This window comes from Spirosoma migulaei (assembly GCF_054776855.1).
This window is the reverse complement of the sequence record NZ_BAAHBG010000013.1, coordinates 1-16,223: the sequence shown is the minus strand read 5'-3', so window position 1 is coordinate 16,223 and position 16,223 is coordinate 1. Positions and strand designations below refer to the sequence as shown.

General features: G+C 45.7%; 15 protein-coding genes and 1 pseudogene. 13 read left to right on the top strand and 3 right to left on the bottom strand.

Annotated elements, in window-relative coordinates; all coding sequences use genetic code 11:
• Nucleotides 1–35: 35 nt before the first annotated feature.
• The 9 genes from ACYVGO_RS15735 to ACYVGO_RS15695 all read left to right on the top strand — a co-directional run bounded on the left by ACYVGO_RS15735 (nucleotide 36) and on the right by ACYVGO_RS15695 (nucleotide 7,855).
• A complete protein-coding gene (locus ACYVGO_RS15735) occupies nucleotides 36–698 on the top strand; it encodes a T9SS type A sorting domain-containing protein (RefSeq protein WP_460970103.1) in 663 nt (220 codons plus the stop codon).
• Between the two features lie 124 nt (nucleotides 699–822).
• The gene (locus ACYVGO_RS15730; protein ID WP_142772178.1) at nucleotides 823–1,716 is read left to right on the top strand and encodes an outer membrane protein assembly factor BamD; all 894 of its coding nucleotides are present in this window, start codon (nucleotides 823–825) and stop codon (nucleotides 1,714–1,716) included.
• 81 nt (nucleotides 1,717–1,797) lie between these two features.
• Entirely contained in the window at nucleotides 1,798–2,109 is a 312-nt protein-coding gene (locus ACYVGO_RS15725; protein WP_142772177.1) for a DNA-directed RNA polymerase subunit omega, read from the top strand.
• Nucleotides 2,110–2,262: 153 nt separating this feature from the next.
• Nucleotides 2,263–3,510 (top strand): bifunctional phosphopantothenoylcysteine decarboxylase/phosphopantothenate--cysteine ligase CoaBC, encoded by a 1,248-nt coding sequence (coaBC, locus tag ACYVGO_RS15720; RefSeq protein WP_460970102.1) that lies wholly within the window; start codon nucleotides 2,263–2,265, stop codon nucleotides 3,508–3,510.
• Between the two features lie 81 nt (nucleotides 3,511–3,591).
• Nucleotides 3,592–4,494, top strand: coding sequence for a type IX secretion system protein PorD (gene porD, locus ACYVGO_RS15715; protein WP_460970101.1), 903 nt, complete (start codon nucleotides 3,592–3,594; stop codon nucleotides 4,492–4,494).
• Nucleotides 4,495–4,612: 118 nt separating this feature from the next.
• On the top strand, nucleotides 4,613–6,280 hold the full coding sequence (gene recN / locus ACYVGO_RS15710; protein ID WP_460970100.1) for a DNA repair protein RecN: 1,668 nt from the start codon (nucleotides 4,613–4,615) through the stop codon (nucleotides 6,278–6,280).
• Nucleotides 6,281–6,349: 69 nt separating this feature from the next.
• Entirely contained in the window at nucleotides 6,350–6,802 is a 453-nt protein-coding gene (locus tag ACYVGO_RS15705) for a viral A-type inclusion protein (RefSeq protein ID WP_460970099.1), read from the top strand.
• A 49-nt stretch (nucleotides 6,803–6,851) separates the two neighbouring features.
• Nucleotides 6,852–7,439 (top strand): SCO family protein, encoded by a 588-nt coding sequence (locus tag ACYVGO_RS15700; protein ID WP_210422459.1) that lies wholly within the window; start codon nucleotides 6,852–6,854, stop codon nucleotides 7,437–7,439.
• Entirely contained in the window at nucleotides 7,436–7,855 is a 420-nt protein-coding gene (locus ACYVGO_RS15695) for a c-type cytochrome (RefSeq protein ID WP_142772171.1), read from the top strand. The genes ACYVGO_RS15700 and ACYVGO_RS15695 overlap by 4 nt, the downstream gene beginning before the upstream one ends.
• A 57-nt stretch (nucleotides 7,856–7,912) precedes the next feature.
• On the opposite strand, the gene lptC is transcribed toward ACYVGO_RS15695, so the two are convergent.
• The 3 genes from lptC to ACYVGO_RS15680 all read right to left on the bottom strand — a co-directional run bounded on the left by lptC (nucleotide 7,913) and on the right by ACYVGO_RS15680 (nucleotide 10,608).
• Complete coding sequence (lptC, locus tag ACYVGO_RS15690) at nucleotides 7,913–8,479, bottom strand: LPS export ABC transporter periplasmic protein LptC (RefSeq protein WP_460970098.1); 567 nt, start codon at nucleotides 8,477–8,479, stop codon at nucleotides 7,913–7,915.
• Nucleotides 8,480–8,540: 61 nt separating this feature from the next.
• Entirely contained in the window at nucleotides 8,541–9,782 is a 1,242-nt protein-coding gene (locus ACYVGO_RS15685; RefSeq protein ID WP_142776682.1) for a hypothetical protein, read from the bottom strand.
• Nucleotides 9,783–9,810: 28 nt separating this feature from the next.
• Nucleotides 9,811–10,608, bottom strand: coding sequence for a type III pantothenate kinase (locus tag ACYVGO_RS15680; RefSeq protein WP_460970097.1), 798 nt, complete (start codon nucleotides 10,606–10,608; stop codon nucleotides 9,811–9,813).
• Nucleotides 10,609–10,723: 115 nt separating this feature from the next.
• Between ACYVGO_RS15680 and ACYVGO_RS15675 the strand changes: the two genes are divergently transcribed.
• From ACYVGO_RS15675 to ACYVGO_RS15660, 4 genes and pseudogenes are all read left to right on the top strand, one after another.
• Nucleotides 10,724–11,221, top strand: coding sequence for a hypothetical protein (locus tag ACYVGO_RS15675; protein WP_460970096.1), 498 nt, complete (start codon nucleotides 10,724–10,726; stop codon nucleotides 11,219–11,221).
• A complete protein-coding gene (locus ACYVGO_RS15670) occupies nucleotides 11,218–13,050 on the top strand; it encodes a M64 family metallopeptidase (RefSeq protein ID WP_460970095.1) in 1,833 nt (610 codons plus the stop codon). The genes ACYVGO_RS15675 and ACYVGO_RS15670 overlap by 4 nt, the downstream gene beginning before the upstream one ends.
• A gap of 516 nt (nucleotides 13,051–13,566) precedes the next feature.
• Nucleotides 13,567–15,795 (top strand): transcription termination factor Rho, encoded by a 2,229-nt coding sequence (rho, locus tag ACYVGO_RS15665; protein ID WP_460970094.1) that lies wholly within the window; start codon nucleotides 13,567–13,569, stop codon nucleotides 15,793–15,795.
• Between the two features lie 142 nt (nucleotides 15,796–15,937).
• Nucleotides 15,938–16,223, top strand: a pseudogene (locus tag ACYVGO_RS15660) (sterol desaturase family protein); the annotation flags it as partial.

The following is a 16,223-nucleotide window of genomic DNA, read 5'->3' as shown; positions in this document are numbered from 1 at the left end:
TGTGGTGAATAGGTGTGTACCTGAAGTGGACTTACATGAAACAAATTATACTTATTGGTGTATTGACGGGCTTGCTAACGGCAACTATCCCGCTCAGAGCGCAGGTCGCTCTTCGGGATACGGATGGCCAGAAAGGAAGCCGACTCGAATTGGGCCGAACGTCATCGCCACAAAAAACCAGCGCATCACGAATACCGACTCAGCGGTTTTCGATCATGCCTAATCCGACCTTATCAGGACTCGATCGGTCGATAACGCTCAATAAAAATTCAGCTATTAACGAACACTATCGGTCGTTGTTGCTACCTCATGCGAGTGGCAAAGCAGCGGCTCGGACCTCAGCAGCAGAGGCATCATCTCCAGCCAGCGAAATCCGGCAATCACCTTCTCAGGAAGGCAAGAGCGATAACCGTTTGTTTGCTAACGATAAACTCTGGATTTCGAACGCTTACCCCAATCCTGCCGACGATGTGGCAGAGCTGGATTATCAGTTTACAGGTGCAGTGACCGAAGCCAAACTAGTTTTGCTGAATGTACTGGGCACACCTGTACCGGGTTATGAGCAAATAGATCTTGAGCGAAATGATCGTAAAGTTCGAATCGTTACCCGGCCATTAGATACTGGTTATTATTTGTATCAACTAACCGTTGATGGAAAGAAAGTAGCGACTAAACGCCTGCTTGTTCGCCATCAGTAATAGCGGATACAATTTGTTAAAATAGTTTAAACAGTGTTAATTGCTGGCTCTTTTCGGCACTATCACAGGCTGCGTCGTCGTTAAAACGGTGTAGCCTGTATTTTTTTTGTATCTTTGCAAGCATATGCAACAACGTCATATTGGTAAGATTCTGCTGGGAATTGGAGTAGTGTTTTTACTGGGTTCGTGTAGCCCTTTCTCGAAATTGCAGAAAAGCGGCAACGATGATGCTAAGTACAAAGGGGCCCTCGAGTATTACAAAAAAGGAGATTGGTATCGGGCAGGTCTGCTGTTCGAAGAACTTATTCCTGTACTGAAAGGTAGTAACGAATCGGAGCTAGCACAGTTCTATTATGCCTATACGCAGTATCAGCAGGGCCAGTATTTGCTGAGTGCTACTTTATTTAAGAAATTCTACGAGACCTTTGCCCGGTCAGATTATGCGCAGGAGGCCATGTATATGTATGCCTACTCACTGTACAGAGATACGCCCTCCTTCAATCTTGATCAGTCGAATACTTTAACGGCTACTTCGGCATTACAGGATTTCATCAATGCTTATCCAGACAGTAAGTATCGCGATGATGCGACGAAACAGATTCTGGATCTGCGCGGAAAGTTAGAGCGGAAAGCATATGAAAAAGCTAAGCTTTACTACAAAACCAGCGGCTTTAATATTGCCTCGTACAAATCGTCGGTCATTGCGATCAACAATTTTCAGCGAGAATTTCCTGATTCTGAATATAATGAAGAACTAGCATTCCTGAAAGTAGATGCCGAGTTTAGTCTGGCGCAGAACAGTCTGGAAACCAAGCAAAAGGAACGTTATCAGGAAGCGATAAGTTATCATCAGGCGTTTATTGATAAGTATCCTAATAGCAAGTTTCTGAAGCAGTCGGAGAAGATGTACGAAACCAGTCAAAAAGAAATCGAACGTCTGGACAAACTGGAGCAGGAACGCGAAAAGGAAAGAGAAAAACTTAAGAATCCCCCGGCCAAAGTAACGGCAGCAAACTGAATTACGAATTACGAGGTTCGAGGTTTGACTTTAGTCGGCCTTTAAATCGTAATTCGGAAGTCGTAAATCGTAAATCAATACATGGCAACAAATCAATCAATTATCACCCGTAATAACGATAAGATTGCGGCTCAAACCGGCAATCTGTACGAATCGGTCTCGATCATTTCTAAACGTGCCCGGCAGATTGCAACCAAAAATAAAGAAGAATTAAGCAACAAACTCTCTGAGTTCGTTTCGGCAGTCGATAACCTCGAAGAAGTGTTCGAAAACCGCGAGCAAATCGAAATTTCGAAGTTCTATGAGCGTATGCCGAAGCCAACTTCTATTGCAACGGATGAGTTTCTGGAAGGAAAAGTTTACTGGCGCTATAACGACGAGACCCAGCCCTAAGGTCGGTCCTCTTCTTACTTTTATGACCGCACGGTAAATTCGCCGTGCGGTTTTTGGTGTTAAAACAAATCCATAGATGTCAGTTCATTAAGGCCTATAGTTGTTTTAACCAGCCTTTACTGACACTTATAGATTAATAGATTACCTAAATTCATGTCAGTAACGGGTAAGAGAATTCTTCTGGGTGTAACGGGCAGCATTTCAGCTTATAAATCAGCCCTTTTGGTTCGGCTGTTGGTGAAAGCTGGAGCCGATGTGCAGGTGATCATGACTCAGGCAGCCAAGGAATTTATTACACCATTAACCCTAGCCACGTTATCGAAGCGGCCTGTACTATCGGCATTTGTTAACACTGAATCCGGGCAACCAGGTGATGGGAGCTGGAATAATCATGTAGAGTTGGGTTTATGGGCAGATGCCATCGTCGTTGCTCCCGCATCTGCCCATACACTAGCTCGTTGCGCTACTGGTTTATGCAATGACCTGTTGTCGGCCATATATCTGTCAGCCCGATGTCCGGTATTTTTCGCTCCAGCCATGGATGTCGATATGTACCATCACCCCACAACCATTGAAAACCTACGCCGACTTGAATCATTTGGCAACCACATTATCCAGGCTGAGCATGGTGAGTTAGCCAGTGGTTTAGTTGGGGAAGGTCGATTAGCCGAACCAGAAACGATTCTTCAGGTGCTGGATGAGTTTTTGGCAGATAGGCAAGGGGCAAGGCGTTCGGAGCAGGGTATATTTGCGGGGAAGCGCGTACTGATAACGGCGGGGCCAACGCAGGAGCCGATTGACCCTGTGCGTTATATCAGCAACCATTCAACGGGAAAAATGGGGTATGCAATTGCCAAAGCCTTACATAAGGCAGGAGCAACCGTTACCTTAGTTAGTGGACCAACGACACTCCCCCTCCCCGACCCTGCCATCCAGCGCATTCAGGTGCGTTCGGCTCAGGAAATGTTTGTAGCTACACAAGCGGCTTTTTCTGAAGCTGATATTGTTGTGTTGAGCGCAGCCGTTGCCGATTACACACCCGCTCACCCTGCCGATCGGAAGATTAAGAAAAAAGAAGCCGTATTTTCTCTCGAACTTACCAAAACCACCGACATTGCAGCCACACTTGGAAGCCAGAAACGACCGGGCCAATGGATGATGGGCTTTGCTCTCGAAACAGATAATGAAGTTGAAAATGCACTAAAGAAACTTCATGCCAAGAATTTAGACTGGATTGTATTAAATTCACTACGCGATGAAGGGGCCGGTTTCGGGCACGATACGAATAAGATTACCGTTATTGACAAAGATGGGCAAACGCACGAATTTGCACTAAAACCAAAGGATGAAGTAGCCCAGGATTTAGTGAATCTGATCGGTGAAAAACTAAGGTCTTTGTGAATCTGCTGTTTTTACCCGGCTTTTTCCATTTAGCTCATTCTCTGTGAAAACCAACCTGGAAACGCCACAGAGTTACTACCTATGAAAGCGATACTTTTAGTCATTTTAAGCTGCTTTATCGGCGTTGCCCAAGCACAGGAGTTAAATTGTCAGGTGACGATTAACTCCGACCAATTGTTTGCCCAGCAGAAAACTGATTTTTCCTACGTAAGCCAGTTGAAGGGTATCATCACTGAGTTTATGAATAACCGACGCTGGAGTAATGATCAATTTGCGGTTAACGAGCGAATTAACTGCTCGCTAAATATCAACTTGGTGAAATCAATTTCGCAGGGGGTATTTGAAGCAACCGCACAGGTTGTTGTAACCCGGCCTGTGTATGGCACTAATTACGAAACGACCATCTTCAGTTATGTAGATCGGGCTTTTAACTTTGTTTATCTCCCAACAACACCGGTTTACTTTCGGGAAAATCAGTTTTCAGATGATCTAACGTCTCTATTAGCGTTCTACGCCAACGTGATCTTGGCTGTCGATTACGACACATTCAGTAAAGAAGGGGGTAGCCAGTTTGTACAACGAGCCTATACAATCACCAACCTGGCTCAGCAAGGATCAGGCAACGGAGCCTGGCAAGCCGGGGGCGATCGTCGTAACCGGTACTGGCTTGTTGAGAATTTACAAAATCAGCAACTGATCCCGTTTCGCGATGGGCTCTATACCTACCATCGCTTAGGGTTAGATGTTTTTGCGGCCAACCCTGTGCAGGTTCGCAAACAAACGCTCGATTTACTCACAACAATTCGTACAATTGGTTTACAGCTTCCTAATTCGGTTTTAATCAATTCGTTTTTTGACGCCAAATCGCAGGAACTCTATAATATTCTCTTTGAGGGAACACCGGCCGAACGCCAAAAAGCCTTTGATTTACTTTCCTATCTGGATCCGGCAAAAACCGAAAATTACCGAAAATTAATCCAGTGAGTTGTCAATAGTGGCTGGCGGTTACCCGCAAACAGTCCGTAACTTTGTACGTATACAATGTCTTCTAGACACACACTCACTTAAAAGAATACCTGCTCACTGTTAACTGTTTCTGATTTTGTTATCGCATTTACTAATAAAAAATTATGCGCTGATCGACGAACTCGAACTCATGCCCGACCGTGAGTTAAATATTATCACGGGCGAAACAGGGGCCGGGAAATCGATCATGCTAGGGGCTATTGGATTACTATTGGGTAATCGGGCCGATACACGCGTTTTATACAACCCCGAAAAGAAATGTGTCATTGAAGGTACATTTGGGGTATCGGGTTATACGATTGAACGCATTTTAGAGGAAGAAGAATTAGATTATTCAAGTACGTGCATTGTACGCCGAGAAATCAGTGTAAGCGGCAAATCGCGGGCGTTTGTCAATGATACACCGGTCAATCTGGAAACCCTCCGCCGGGTTACAAGCCAGATGATGGACATTCATTCCCAGCATGATTCCGTTTTACTGGGCTCCAATGAATATCAACTGGAAATTGTTGACACTTACGCCCAAAATGATGCTCTTCTACGCAGTTATCGATCTGATTACCAATCTTATAGAACTAAAAAAACGGCTTACGATCAGCTACAGGCAGAAGCCTCTGCTATGCGAAAAGAGTTTGATTACAACAATTTTCTGTACGAAGAACTGACTAAAGCGCAATTACAACCGGATGAACAGGAGTCACTCGAACAGGAACTGACAATTCTCGAAAATGCTGAAGAAATTAAAGAACGGCTTCAATTAGCCTACGAATATTTAGACAATACAGAGCAATCAGTTATTGACTTTTTAAAAGGTACGGTTAGTAATCTGGCTTATATCAGTAAGCTGTCTGACCAGTACGAGCAGTTGCAGCAACGGGCACAGAGTAGCCTGATCGAACTACGGGACTTAGCCGACGAAATCAGCTCGGAACAAGATAAGGTAGAGGTTGATGATAACCGTGTTGAAACCATACGAGAACGCCTGAACCTGCTGTATCAACTCCAGACAAAGCACCAAACGAAAGACGTACATGGCCTGATTGCTCTTCGAAACGAGTTAGGTCAGAAAGTAAGTAAGGTACTTAATCTGGACGATGCGCTCGGAGAAGCTAAAGCCCAGGCCGCAACTGCTTACGCACAACTTCAAACCAGTGCAGATGCTTTATCAACTTCACGAAAGGCGGTATTGCCGCTTATCGAGCAAGAAATTGGGTCTCTATTATTTGACCTTGGCATGCCAAATGCGTCATTGAAGATTCAAGCGGAAACAAGTAAACCAACACCCACAGGCGTAGATACCATTTCCTTTTTGTTCAGTGCCAATAAGGGTGTGAAGCCACAGCAGTTAAAAAATGTAGCTTCAGGTGGTGAATTCTCACGGCTGATGATGGCAATCAAATACATTCTCGCCAGCAAGCGGTCGTTACCGACAATTATTTTCGACGAAATTGACACAGGTGTATCCGGAGAAATTGCCATTAAGATGGGTAACATGATGCACGAAATGTCGCATAGTCACCAGATTATTGCGATCACGCATCTTCACCAGATAGCCGGACAAGGCACAGCACATTATTTTGTCTATAAAGATCACTCAGCCGATAAAACGGTTAGCCGGATCAAGAAACTGACACTGGATGAACGTATTAACGAAATAGCCCAGATGATTGGCGGCAAAAATCCATCGGCCAGCGCCCTTAAAAACGCCCGAGAAATTCTGAAACAACGCGTAACAGCCAAATAGATGTAGGATATATGATGTATTTTCACCTCACATACATCATATATCCTACATCATACATTCCTTCAAATTATGAATAAAACTACCCTTGCCGTATTACTTGCCGTTAGTGGAGCATTCTGGTCCTGTAAATCAGGAGATGATGCGGTTAAAGATGCCGAAAATGAGGTATTTGCGCTTCATGATGAGATTATGCCCAAGGTAATGGGCGACCTTGTGAAATTAAAAAAGCAACTAAAAAAGCGCGTTACTTCGCTCGATAGCCTGAAATCAAGCGGCTCAGCAGCTGCCAGCCTGCGAGTAGATGAAGATAAGGAACAGGCAGCCCGACTGGACCAAAACCTAACGATTGCCGATAGCCTGATGACCGAGTGGATGGCTCATTATAACGGCGATACACTCGCCAAGCTCTCATCCGACGAAGCATTGAATTATCTGGCGGCACAAAAAGATTTCCTAACTGATGTCAAGAAAAAAGTTAATACCAGCCTCGAACAGACCAAACAGTTTCTGGGCAAAAAATAGCAGTTGGTTGTTTCTGGCTGAAGTAGCCTTGTTCCTATGGGGATGCAGTATGTCCGGGAATGATAAACTCCCTATTTTAGGCCAGCGTGAGGCCGTAACAAAAACCGTTAATGGTAAATCGGTTACAGATTCCGTCTACCAGTCCATCCCTGATTTTAAATTCGTCAGCCAATATGGCGATACAGTAACAGCAAAAACACTCGACCATAAAATTTACGTGGCCGACTTCTTTTTCACCAGTTGCCCTACTATCTGCCCAAAAATGAAAGTGCAGTTGAAACGGGTTTACGAGCGATTCAAGGGAAATCCCGATGTAATGCTGCTATCGCACACGATTGATCCGGTTCATGATTCGGTATCTGTGCTAAAGGAATTTGCTCAAAACCTCGGCGTAACCGGGCGGCAATGGCTATTCGTTACCGGCGACCGGGACAAAATTTACGAGCTAGGCCAGACCAGCTATATGGTGACAGCCCAGGCCGATAGCACGGCACCGGGGGGAGTTATTCACAGCGGTGCTTTTATTCTAGTTGACAAAGACAAACACATCCGGGGCATTTATGACGGCACTACCGAAGCAGGTGTCGATAAATTAATGACCGATATGGACCGGCTCCTGGCCGAGTACAAACCATGATTCAATACCCCAAAGGGTTACTACTGATTGTTACTCTTGTTAGTTTATTCTCCTGCCAAAGCGAGGAAGAGATGAAACGGGAGCGCTACATTACCGAAGGCATTCTTGTGTATAAAAACAATTGTGCTAATTGCCATCAGAGCAAAGGCGAAGGCCTTGCTGCCCTTTATCCGCCAATTGCTCATTCGGATTTCCTGAAAGACAAAAACAGGGTTATTTGCCTGATTCGGTATGGCCAGCAGGGTCCAATTGTTGTGAATGGGAAACCTTACAATCGCCCCATGCCGCCCCAACCGCAACTGAGCGACCTCGAAGTAGCCGAGCTAGCTACCTATATTTACAATGAATGGGGGAATGAAACAAAATTGACGGATGTGAAAACGGTTAAGCCAATTTTGGAGAAATGCGTACAATAATAGGTTATCAGTTGGCGTGTGTATTCACCCGTGCCAGCGAATTATCCCTACCTACGATTAAATCCCGGTTTGCACGTTGAAAACGCCAGTTACTTTTCGGATGGCGTATTTAGAAAAATCCTGGTTGGCATCTAACCCGATCCCATATAGTTTTTCGCCTGTAAGCTGACTTAAAATTGTCACCTGCTTGTCGGTATATACTTTTTTGGTCACCGGGTTCCAGGTCAGTTCGGGTGTGAGAAGTTTTTCCTGTTTCTGTTTATTGATGACCACTACGTGGCCCATAACTACGTATATGTCTTTAGCTTTATCGTAGCGTCCAGAATCCGAATTAATGGTTGTTACCTCCTCTCCGGTAGGTCCAAAAAAGATAATATGAACGGGGTTTGGATAACGGCGATTATCGTTGATATAGCGAAGTTGCTTAGCCGTTTCCAGCTTCACCTTCAATAAAGCAGCCTCGCTATAGAGCAATTTTACATCATTGATTTCTTCAATGGGGCCAGTATACGGCGATACTTTTTTTGCCTGTTTCGACTCACCACAAGACATTAAAAGGAATGAACAATGGATAATGAATAATGAATAATAAAATGGAGTTTGCAACCATTGAGTCCGTTTCATAAATAGACTCACCTCACACCTCGTCGTTATCCATTTTACATTCTTCATTATCCATTAAGCTTTAGTCAATCACCGTTTTACGGAACCACCAGTCGTTCAGCGAGAAGCCCAGTGCAAACTGCACATAACGCTCCCGAATCTGATTGGCAGTCAATACACCCCGCTGGCCAGCTACTACAGATAGGGTTACGTGATTAACTAAATAAGATCCTAGTGGTAGAGATAGTCCCAGGCTACCGTTGATATCGTTTATTGCCTGGCCGCCTAGTTTATAAGGCATTTGATTGTATTGGAAGCCTGCACGGTATGTAATCAGATCACGGTAACGGTTTGAAGTAGGTTTGGGTGTATATTCTACACCAGCCGCAACATTCATAGCGTCGAACAAATTACCGGATTTATTATCTGGCGTACGATACTGACTCCACTTCTGAAATCCAACATCAACGCCAAATAAGAGTGAATTTCCCTTTTCTGCGCTTATCCCAAAATGCATCTGCTGAGGAAGCGTTGCCTGGCTATTTGAGTTAAGGCGCAAGGTATCCGGTGCGGTTAACGCCTGACCAGATAACGTTGTTTGCTGGTAAATATCCGTTTGCTGAGCCTTAATCCTCATTTTGGGATCATAGGTAGCGCCCAGATTAAGTGTCCAGGTATCGCTCAACTTAGGACGCCAGGCTGCTCCTAATTTAAAGACGACATCACTATAGTTGACCCGGCTTAATCGGGTTACAAGCAAATCGGCATTGCTCGTGACGGAGCCCTGATAAGCCCTTGAATCCGCTGAATAGGTGATATTTCCAAATAAGAATGAAGCCTCCGCACCTAAATAAATATTTTTAGTTGCTCGAATCCCGTTCGCGAACGTGGCCTTATTTAATCCTCCACGCCCGGTATAGTTATAAACACCGGTATAAGCAGTCCCCGGTACAGTTGCGTACTGCTGTGTGTTATAATTTACATAAGAGTAAGGTTTCAGACTGATGGACATATTCCAGCGCGAGTTAGCAGGAAACGCCAATGCCAGGTAAGCCAGGTTACCAGCTACGTTACTCTGATTTCGCTCCGTGTTACTTATGTTCTGAGAGAGTCCTTTTGATTGACCAATTAAACCAACTTCAAAAACCGTAAAGCGCGTCCGCCGGGCTAACAGTGCCGGGTTTTGCAAATTCAGGTAAAAGGCGTTGGCATTACTAATACCCACACCACCCATGCCCATATTGGTCACGTTGGCGGGGCTATACAACTCTCCGATGCCCAGAGACGAATAGGGTGAATTACCCAATCCCTGCGCCAATACCATCGGCGATGTCGCGGCAACAGCCAGCAAACTATGCGTTAACGTCCGGCGTATTCGCTTGTAAATTCTCAACATTATAGCGTAAAATTCGATTCAATCCAGTAAGCACCAATTCAGGCACTGCAAATATCGGGGGTTTAAGACGACTTTCAAAGGCGGAAGCATCTCCCCCACATAGTATCACCACAATACCCGGTCGTTCCCGACGATATAACTCAATAATTCCATTCAGTTCAAAGGTCAATCCATTCATTACTCCACTTTGCATGGCTGCCTGTGTATTTTTAGCCGTAAGGCCAGGCCACTCATCAGGTGCTGACACTAAAGGCAGCCGTTCGGTTTGCTCGTGCATCGCCCGAAATCGCATGCGTAATCCTGGCGAAATTAGTCCCCCCTGAAACACCGATTCACGGTCAATCAGGTCGGCAGTTACACAGGTACCCAGGTCCAGAACCAGGCAATCCTGATCCGGAAATAACGTCATAGCGCCAACTGCGGCCGCTACCCGGTCGGCCCCAAGCGTAGTAGGCGTATCATATGCCTTGCGTATAGGTACAGGCGTTTGACTATCCAACACCCAAAAGTCGCTCGCCAATCCTGTCAATCCCGCACGAATCTCCTGGGCTGGTCGACTCGTAGAAGAAACTAACACATGCTCAACTGGCCGATTTTCAAGGTCAGCCAATAGCTCAGTTGGTGAAGCATACCGATTCGTTTCAACTAATACTGACCCAGCAAACCAGCCCGTTTTCAGGCTAGTGTTGCCCCAGTCAACAACCAGGCTTGTAGACGTTTTGAACCGAATTGGGTGCTTATCTGTTCCTTTCATATACAAAATTGCAACGTCCAACAAGGGAACAAAATTTGTAATTCGCTTTTGTTTTAAGGATTTTTAACGGCTTTTCACCTCCATGTATTGGCCCAACTGTGTCAGTCGTTCCTATATGCCTTCACTTGCAGCTCCTTTAGCTTGTCTTTTCCTAAGTCTGATTGTAGGCTGTGCTTCTTCACGACAGAACGTAAGCGTCCATTCACTGCCAAACTACGATCCAAATGCAGAACACCGGCTTATCTTTATGGACTTCACCATTAGCCGAGATGGTCCAGAAAAACCGGAAAAAGTGACCCTGACGAACGCCATCATGGGTAATGGCGAACTGAAAAACCTAGCTGAGGTAGTCCATATACCCTACCAAATCAAGTTACAACAGTACTACAACGATAAGCAACTCCCCAAAGTAGCTAGTTTTACCCATCCACTTTTCCGGTCAATCGAAATTGCAGATACGGATGGCACATTAAGTCGTAAATTAACCAGTGATCAGGAAGGTCATCTCTCGATTCGTTTTCCATATACACCTGCGCTATCGAAAATTGAGTTGTACAGTGTCACTCCGGACAAGGGTACCCAGAAAATCTACACCTTGTTGTTGAAACCATGAATCGATTCTTTACACCATTTCTGGTCTGTTTTCTAGGGGTTTGTACCATCTGTCCAGCCCAAAAATTTCAGGTCGATACCCTTCAGAAAACCGGTCCACTCAACCGACGAATCAATGTTGTTCTTTTGGGCGATGGGTTCTCACAAAGTGAACTCCCTAAATTCGATCAGGAAGCCAAAAAATTCATGGCTTTTTTTTTGAGTTACTCACCTTATAATGCCTACACGAATTACTTCAACTTTTTCTCTATCCGGGTTCCATCCAAGGAAAGTGGAGCAACAAACCCCGGAACAGCGCCCGACCGCGACCCAAGCCAACCCGTTGAAACGAAAGACACCTACTTTGGCTCGTCATTTGGTACTGCTAATATCAATCGGTTGGTTGCCATCAAAAATTATCAGGCGTTTACCAATGTTATGGCAACTAACTTTCCCAGCTATGACCTCGCGGTAATGATCGTAAATTCACCCTATTATGGTGGATCGGGTGGTAATCCGGCAACGTTTACACTGAACGTGCAGGCAAATCTGATTGGTGCTCACGAAATTGGCCATATTTTTTCCTCCTTAACAGATGAATACTGGGCTGGCCTGGTTTATGCACACGAAGCTGCCAATATGACCCGGATCAATACACCATCATCGGTCATCTGGAAAAACTGGCTCAATCAGTTTAATGTCGGAATTTTCCCCCATACTGGCGAGTCAACGGCTAGTGGCTGGTACAAACCAACAACCGGCAACTGCCTGATGGAACTGTTATCAAAACCTTTTTGTGCCGTTTGTCAGGAAGCTACAACGAACAAAATACTACAAGTGGTTAAACCAGTCGAGAATGTTCAGCCTTTACCTGATTCGCGAATTACCATCAACGAGCAACCCGAGACCTTTCGGCTGACCTTGTTAAAACCAAACCCTAATACGCTCAATGTAGAATGGCGTTTGAACGATGTGCCAATTAAGCTGGATTCTGGTAACGTGACAATTACAAATAGTCAGTTAACCACACTAGTCAGCACACTGAGTGTTTCTGTATTCGACAGCACGACGTATATTCGATCGGAAAGCCATCGTCAGCAACACACCTATACCTACCGCTGGACGCTTGAGAAAGCAATTCTTGCTCAAACAGTAGCGATCACATCCTCAAAAAGTTCGCTTTGCATGGGTGAGTCGGCTACGCTCACAGCCGCAAATTGTGCTGGATCAATTAGCTGGTCAACAGGTGCAACCAGTACAACCATCAGCGTGTCACCAACGCAGTCTACCACTTACTCGGTACTGTGTAACGGAACCGATGCCAGCTCCCAAACGGCGGCTATTAACTTATCAGTCTTTCCGCTTCCCGTGGCCGAGGTTTCTAATACTGGACCTTATGTTGAAGGCCAATCCATTCAGCTTATGGCTAAAGGGGGTACCAACTATACTTGGATGGGGCCAGCTAACTTCACATCAGTAGAACAAAACCCAGTTATTTCATTTGCAAAAATAACCCAGGCCGGAACATACACCGTTGTTGTCACATCAGCAACTGGTTGTATGAGTAAAGCGCAGACGACTGTTACAATTAGCCCATTGCTAGCCAGGACCAATGCATCAGCTGAATCTGTTTGGGTCTTTCCGAACCCAAGTAAAAACCGCATACAAATTCAGGCAACGCTAACGGGCGAACTTGAATTTACGTTATTGGATGCTACAGGCCATGAAGTCGCAAAAAAATCCTTTTTCCGAACTACCGAACTACCCATTGACCATTTGCCCAAGGCCGTCTACTTTTATCGCGTTGGTAATGACCAGCAGCAACTTACGGGTAAGTTAATTGTGGATTAGTTCTATCAGGTAGCACATGACCCTATCTTGGCAAGCACGTAAGAACTCTACAAGCAACTTTTCGATTAAAATCTTTTTAATCGAAAAATGGAAACATTTCTTGTAGAATAACGTTCTCTTGACAATACCGCAACAAATTATTACCTTTGTTACTATCAATCCGGTTGGCAGGTAGGGTTTTCATTCAGCAACGAGAAAGCTCATAACTACAGCAGATCATCGCCACGGCGAACCGCCATTTTCCAAACGTTTTAATAACCATCACATCTGGCCCCACCAGACGGTTATGTTTGGATCAGGCAACCACTCCAGTTCATATTTTTGATTTATTTTCAATACGTAATTACTTGAATCTGTTGAGGTTAGTTTGGTTTATTAATCAATAGCCCCACTTTAGGCCAACATGGGTCTCTTAACACGCCTACCAAAACAGCGGTTTCTTAGTTTCAAAAATCCCCAACTTTCATCCTTACCGCCCCGGCGGTCCTATTTAGGTTTATCGCTAACCTGACCTCTATGTATAACAAGGAAGATTTAAGTACGAAGTCTATTTCAGAACTTCAACCCATTGCTGCCGAATTCGGCATTCGCGACACAACCAAGTATAGCGAAGAAAATAAAAGTAAACTTGTCCTAAAAATATTGGGAGAACAGGCTAAACGGCCTGACGATACAAACACAGCTCAGGCTGATGAAGCTCCTAAGCGCAGTCGGCGTGTAAAGGCGGTTGCCGCAGCTCCTGAGGCTACTCCCGTACAGGAAACTCAGCCGGTTCTGGCTGAACCTACGCCTACCCCGGCAAGCCCCCAGCCCCGTCAGCGTGCCAAACGGGAACGCACTGATGTTGAGCCAAAACAAAGTGAACCAGCCGCAGTAACCGATGCAACTCCGGCTCCAACGCCTGACAATACGAGTACGGTAACGCCCGAAAGTATCCCTGTAGAAACACCAGCAGCCGTTGCCGTTGAGACATCGATCCCAACAGATACGCCCCAGACCGTTCCTCAACCCCGCGAAAATCGGGAAGGTGGCCAGCGTAATGGTCAATTTAATCAGCCCGTTCGCAATCGTGTTGACAACCGACGTGATGGCGAAGAAGGAACTTCTTCTTCCGAACGTCCTTTCCGGCAAGGTGCTCCCCGGAATGATAGAGACAGAAATGGCCGACCCGATCAGAATCAGCAACGAAATCTGCGGACAGACAATCAACGAGATAGTCGGCAACGGCTGGATAATACCCGAGATCGCAATGATAGTGGCCAGGGAACCAACGGCTCACGAGATTTGCGGGATACTAACCAACGCCGTGATCAACGTCCACGTACCCAACGTGTTGTAACGGATGAAACGGGATTGAATTACGGGGGACAGGCTGACGAAGAGTTTTTGACACCAACCGTGGTTTCGGACGATAATGCAGCCAATATGCAGACGCCGGCCGAAGCAACTGCCCCAGTCACATCTGCTGCGGTTGAAACAACGGAGGCACCTGCCGAAACTCAGGCAGATCAGCCAGCACAATCCGAAACGAATCAGGCTCCTCAACCACAACTAAGCCAGCCTGCCCGTGAAGCTCAGGAATACCAGAATCGTATCCGGCGGCAGTATAACCAGCACATTCGTGAATTCGATGGTATTATTGACAACGAGGGTGTTCTGGAAATTATGCAGGACGGTGGCTACGGCTTTCTACGCTCTGCAGACTATAACTATCTAGCTAGCCCTGATGACATTTATGTATCACCCTCGCAGATCAAACTGTTTGGCCTGAAAACCGGGGATACTGTTCGTGGCGCCATCCGTCCACCAAAAGAAGGAGAGAAATACTTTGCTCTTTTGCGCGTATCGACCGTAAATGGGAAGACAACGGAAGAGATCCGCGACCGGATTCCTTTCGAATACCTGACCCCCCTTTTCCCAGAAGAGCAACTACATCTCAGTAACCGTCCCGATAACTATTCGTCGCGGGTTCTGGACTTGTTCGCGCCTATCGGTAAAGGACAGCGCGGTATGATTGTCGCTCAACCTAAAACAGGTAAAACTGTTCTGCTGAAAGAGATCGCCAACGCCATTACGCGTAACCACCCAGAGGTGTATCTAATCGTACTTCTGATCGACGAACGCCCGGAAGAAGTAACAGATATGGCCCGTAGCGTGAATGCGGAAGTCATTTCATCTACCTTCGATGAGCAGGCCGACCGCCATGTAAAAGTGTCGAGCATGGTACTTGAAAAGGCGAAACGGATGGTTGAATGTGGTCACGATGTTGTTATCCTGCTCGATTCGATCACTCGTCTGGCACGGGCTTATAACACCGTTGTCCCTTCATCCGGCAAAATCCTGTCAGGTGGTGTTGATGCCAACGCGCTCCACCGGCCTAAGCGATTCTTCGGTGCTGCCCGGAATGTAGAGAATGGCGGTTCGCTGACCATTATCGCTACAGCCCTGATCGATACAGGCTCAAAAATGGATGAGGTGATCTTTGAAGAATTCAAAGGAACCGGCAACATGGAACTTCAACTGGACCGTAAATTAGCCAACAAGCGCGTTTACCCAGCTATTGACGTTATGGCCTCAGGTACTCGTCGGGAAGATCTGCTACTAGACAAAGAGACGCTGCAGCGTGTCTGGATTCTACGGAAGCACATGGCCGATATGAATGCGATGGAAGGCATGGACTTCCTGCTTGGTCATATGAAAGGCACCCGGAACAACGAAGAGTTTTTGACGTCGATGAACCGGTAAACATATTTTGATTAAACACAGAGCCACAAAGAGCACAGAGACTAAAAACTCTGTGCTCTTTGTGGCTCTGTGTTTAATTCTATTTTCAATGAATTGAAAACATCTCTGGTAAATCTTAACTTGCATAAAAGTCAGAAAAATTATGAGAGATCTGATTCAATATGCCATTCCGGGCTTTGTCATCCTCCTGGTGGCTGAAATTCTTGTAACGGTCAGGCAACAGAAAGATTTTTATGTAACCAAAGACACCGCCAGTAGTTTGTCGATGGGAATTGGTAACGTCATCATTAGCGCTATTATTGGAAAAGCGCTGGTATTTGGTGCTCTTTCACTAGTTTATCAGGTTCGACTGTTGACGATTGACATGACACAATGGTGGGCCTGGGTTATTCTGTTCTTTGCGGAGGATTTCAGCTACTACTGGTTTC

Excerpts from the sequence above, each read along its gene's own strand:
- porD (WP_460970101.1), top strand. The coding sequence starts at position 3,592 with ATGAAAGCGATACTTTTAGTCATTTTAAGCTGCTTTATCGGCGTTGCC.
- lptC (WP_460970098.1), bottom strand. The coding sequence starts at position 8,479 with ATGAAACGGACTCAATGGTTGCAAACTCCATTTTATTATTCATTATTC.
- rho (WP_460970094.1), top strand. The coding sequence starts at position 13,567 with ATGTATAACAAGGAAGATTTAAGTACGAAGTCTATTTCAGAACTTCAA.
- ACYVGO_RS15700 (WP_210422459.1), top strand. The coding sequence starts at position 6,852 with ATGTCCGGGAATGATAAACTCCCTATTTTAGGCCAGCGTGAGGCCGTA.
- ACYVGO_RS15675 (WP_460970096.1), top strand. The coding sequence starts at position 10,724 with ATGCCTTCACTTGCAGCTCCTTTAGCTTGTCTTTTCCTAAGTCTGATT.
- ACYVGO_RS15725 (WP_142772177.1), top strand. The coding sequence starts at position 1,798 with ATGGCAACAAATCAATCAATTATCACCCGTAATAACGATAAGATTGCG.
- ACYVGO_RS15735 (WP_460970103.1), top strand. The coding sequence starts at position 36 with ATGAAACAAATTATACTTATTGGTGTATTGACGGGCTTGCTAACGGCA.
- ACYVGO_RS15670 (WP_460970095.1), top strand. The coding sequence starts at position 11,218 with ATGAATCGATTCTTTACACCATTTCTGGTCTGTTTTCTAGGGGTTTGT.
- ACYVGO_RS15695 (WP_142772171.1), top strand. The coding sequence starts at position 7,436 with ATGATTCAATACCCCAAAGGGTTACTACTGATTGTTACTCTTGTTAGT.
- ACYVGO_RS15685 (WP_142776682.1), bottom strand. The coding sequence starts at position 9,782 with ATGGTATTGGCGCAGGGATTGGGTAATTCACCCTATTCGTCTCTGGGC.
- coaBC (WP_460970102.1), top strand. The coding sequence starts at position 2,263 with ATGTCAGTAACGGGTAAGAGAATTCTTCTGGGTGTAACGGGCAGCATT.
- ACYVGO_RS15730 (WP_142772178.1), top strand. The coding sequence starts at position 823 with ATGCAACAACGTCATATTGGTAAGATTCTGCTGGGAATTGGAGTAGTG.
- ACYVGO_RS15705 (WP_460970099.1), top strand. The coding sequence starts at position 6,350 with ATGAATAAAACTACCCTTGCCGTATTACTTGCCGTTAGTGGAGCATTC.
- ACYVGO_RS15680 (WP_460970097.1), bottom strand. The coding sequence starts at position 10,608 with ATGAAAGGAACAGATAAGCACCCAATTCGGTTCAAAACGTCTACAAGC.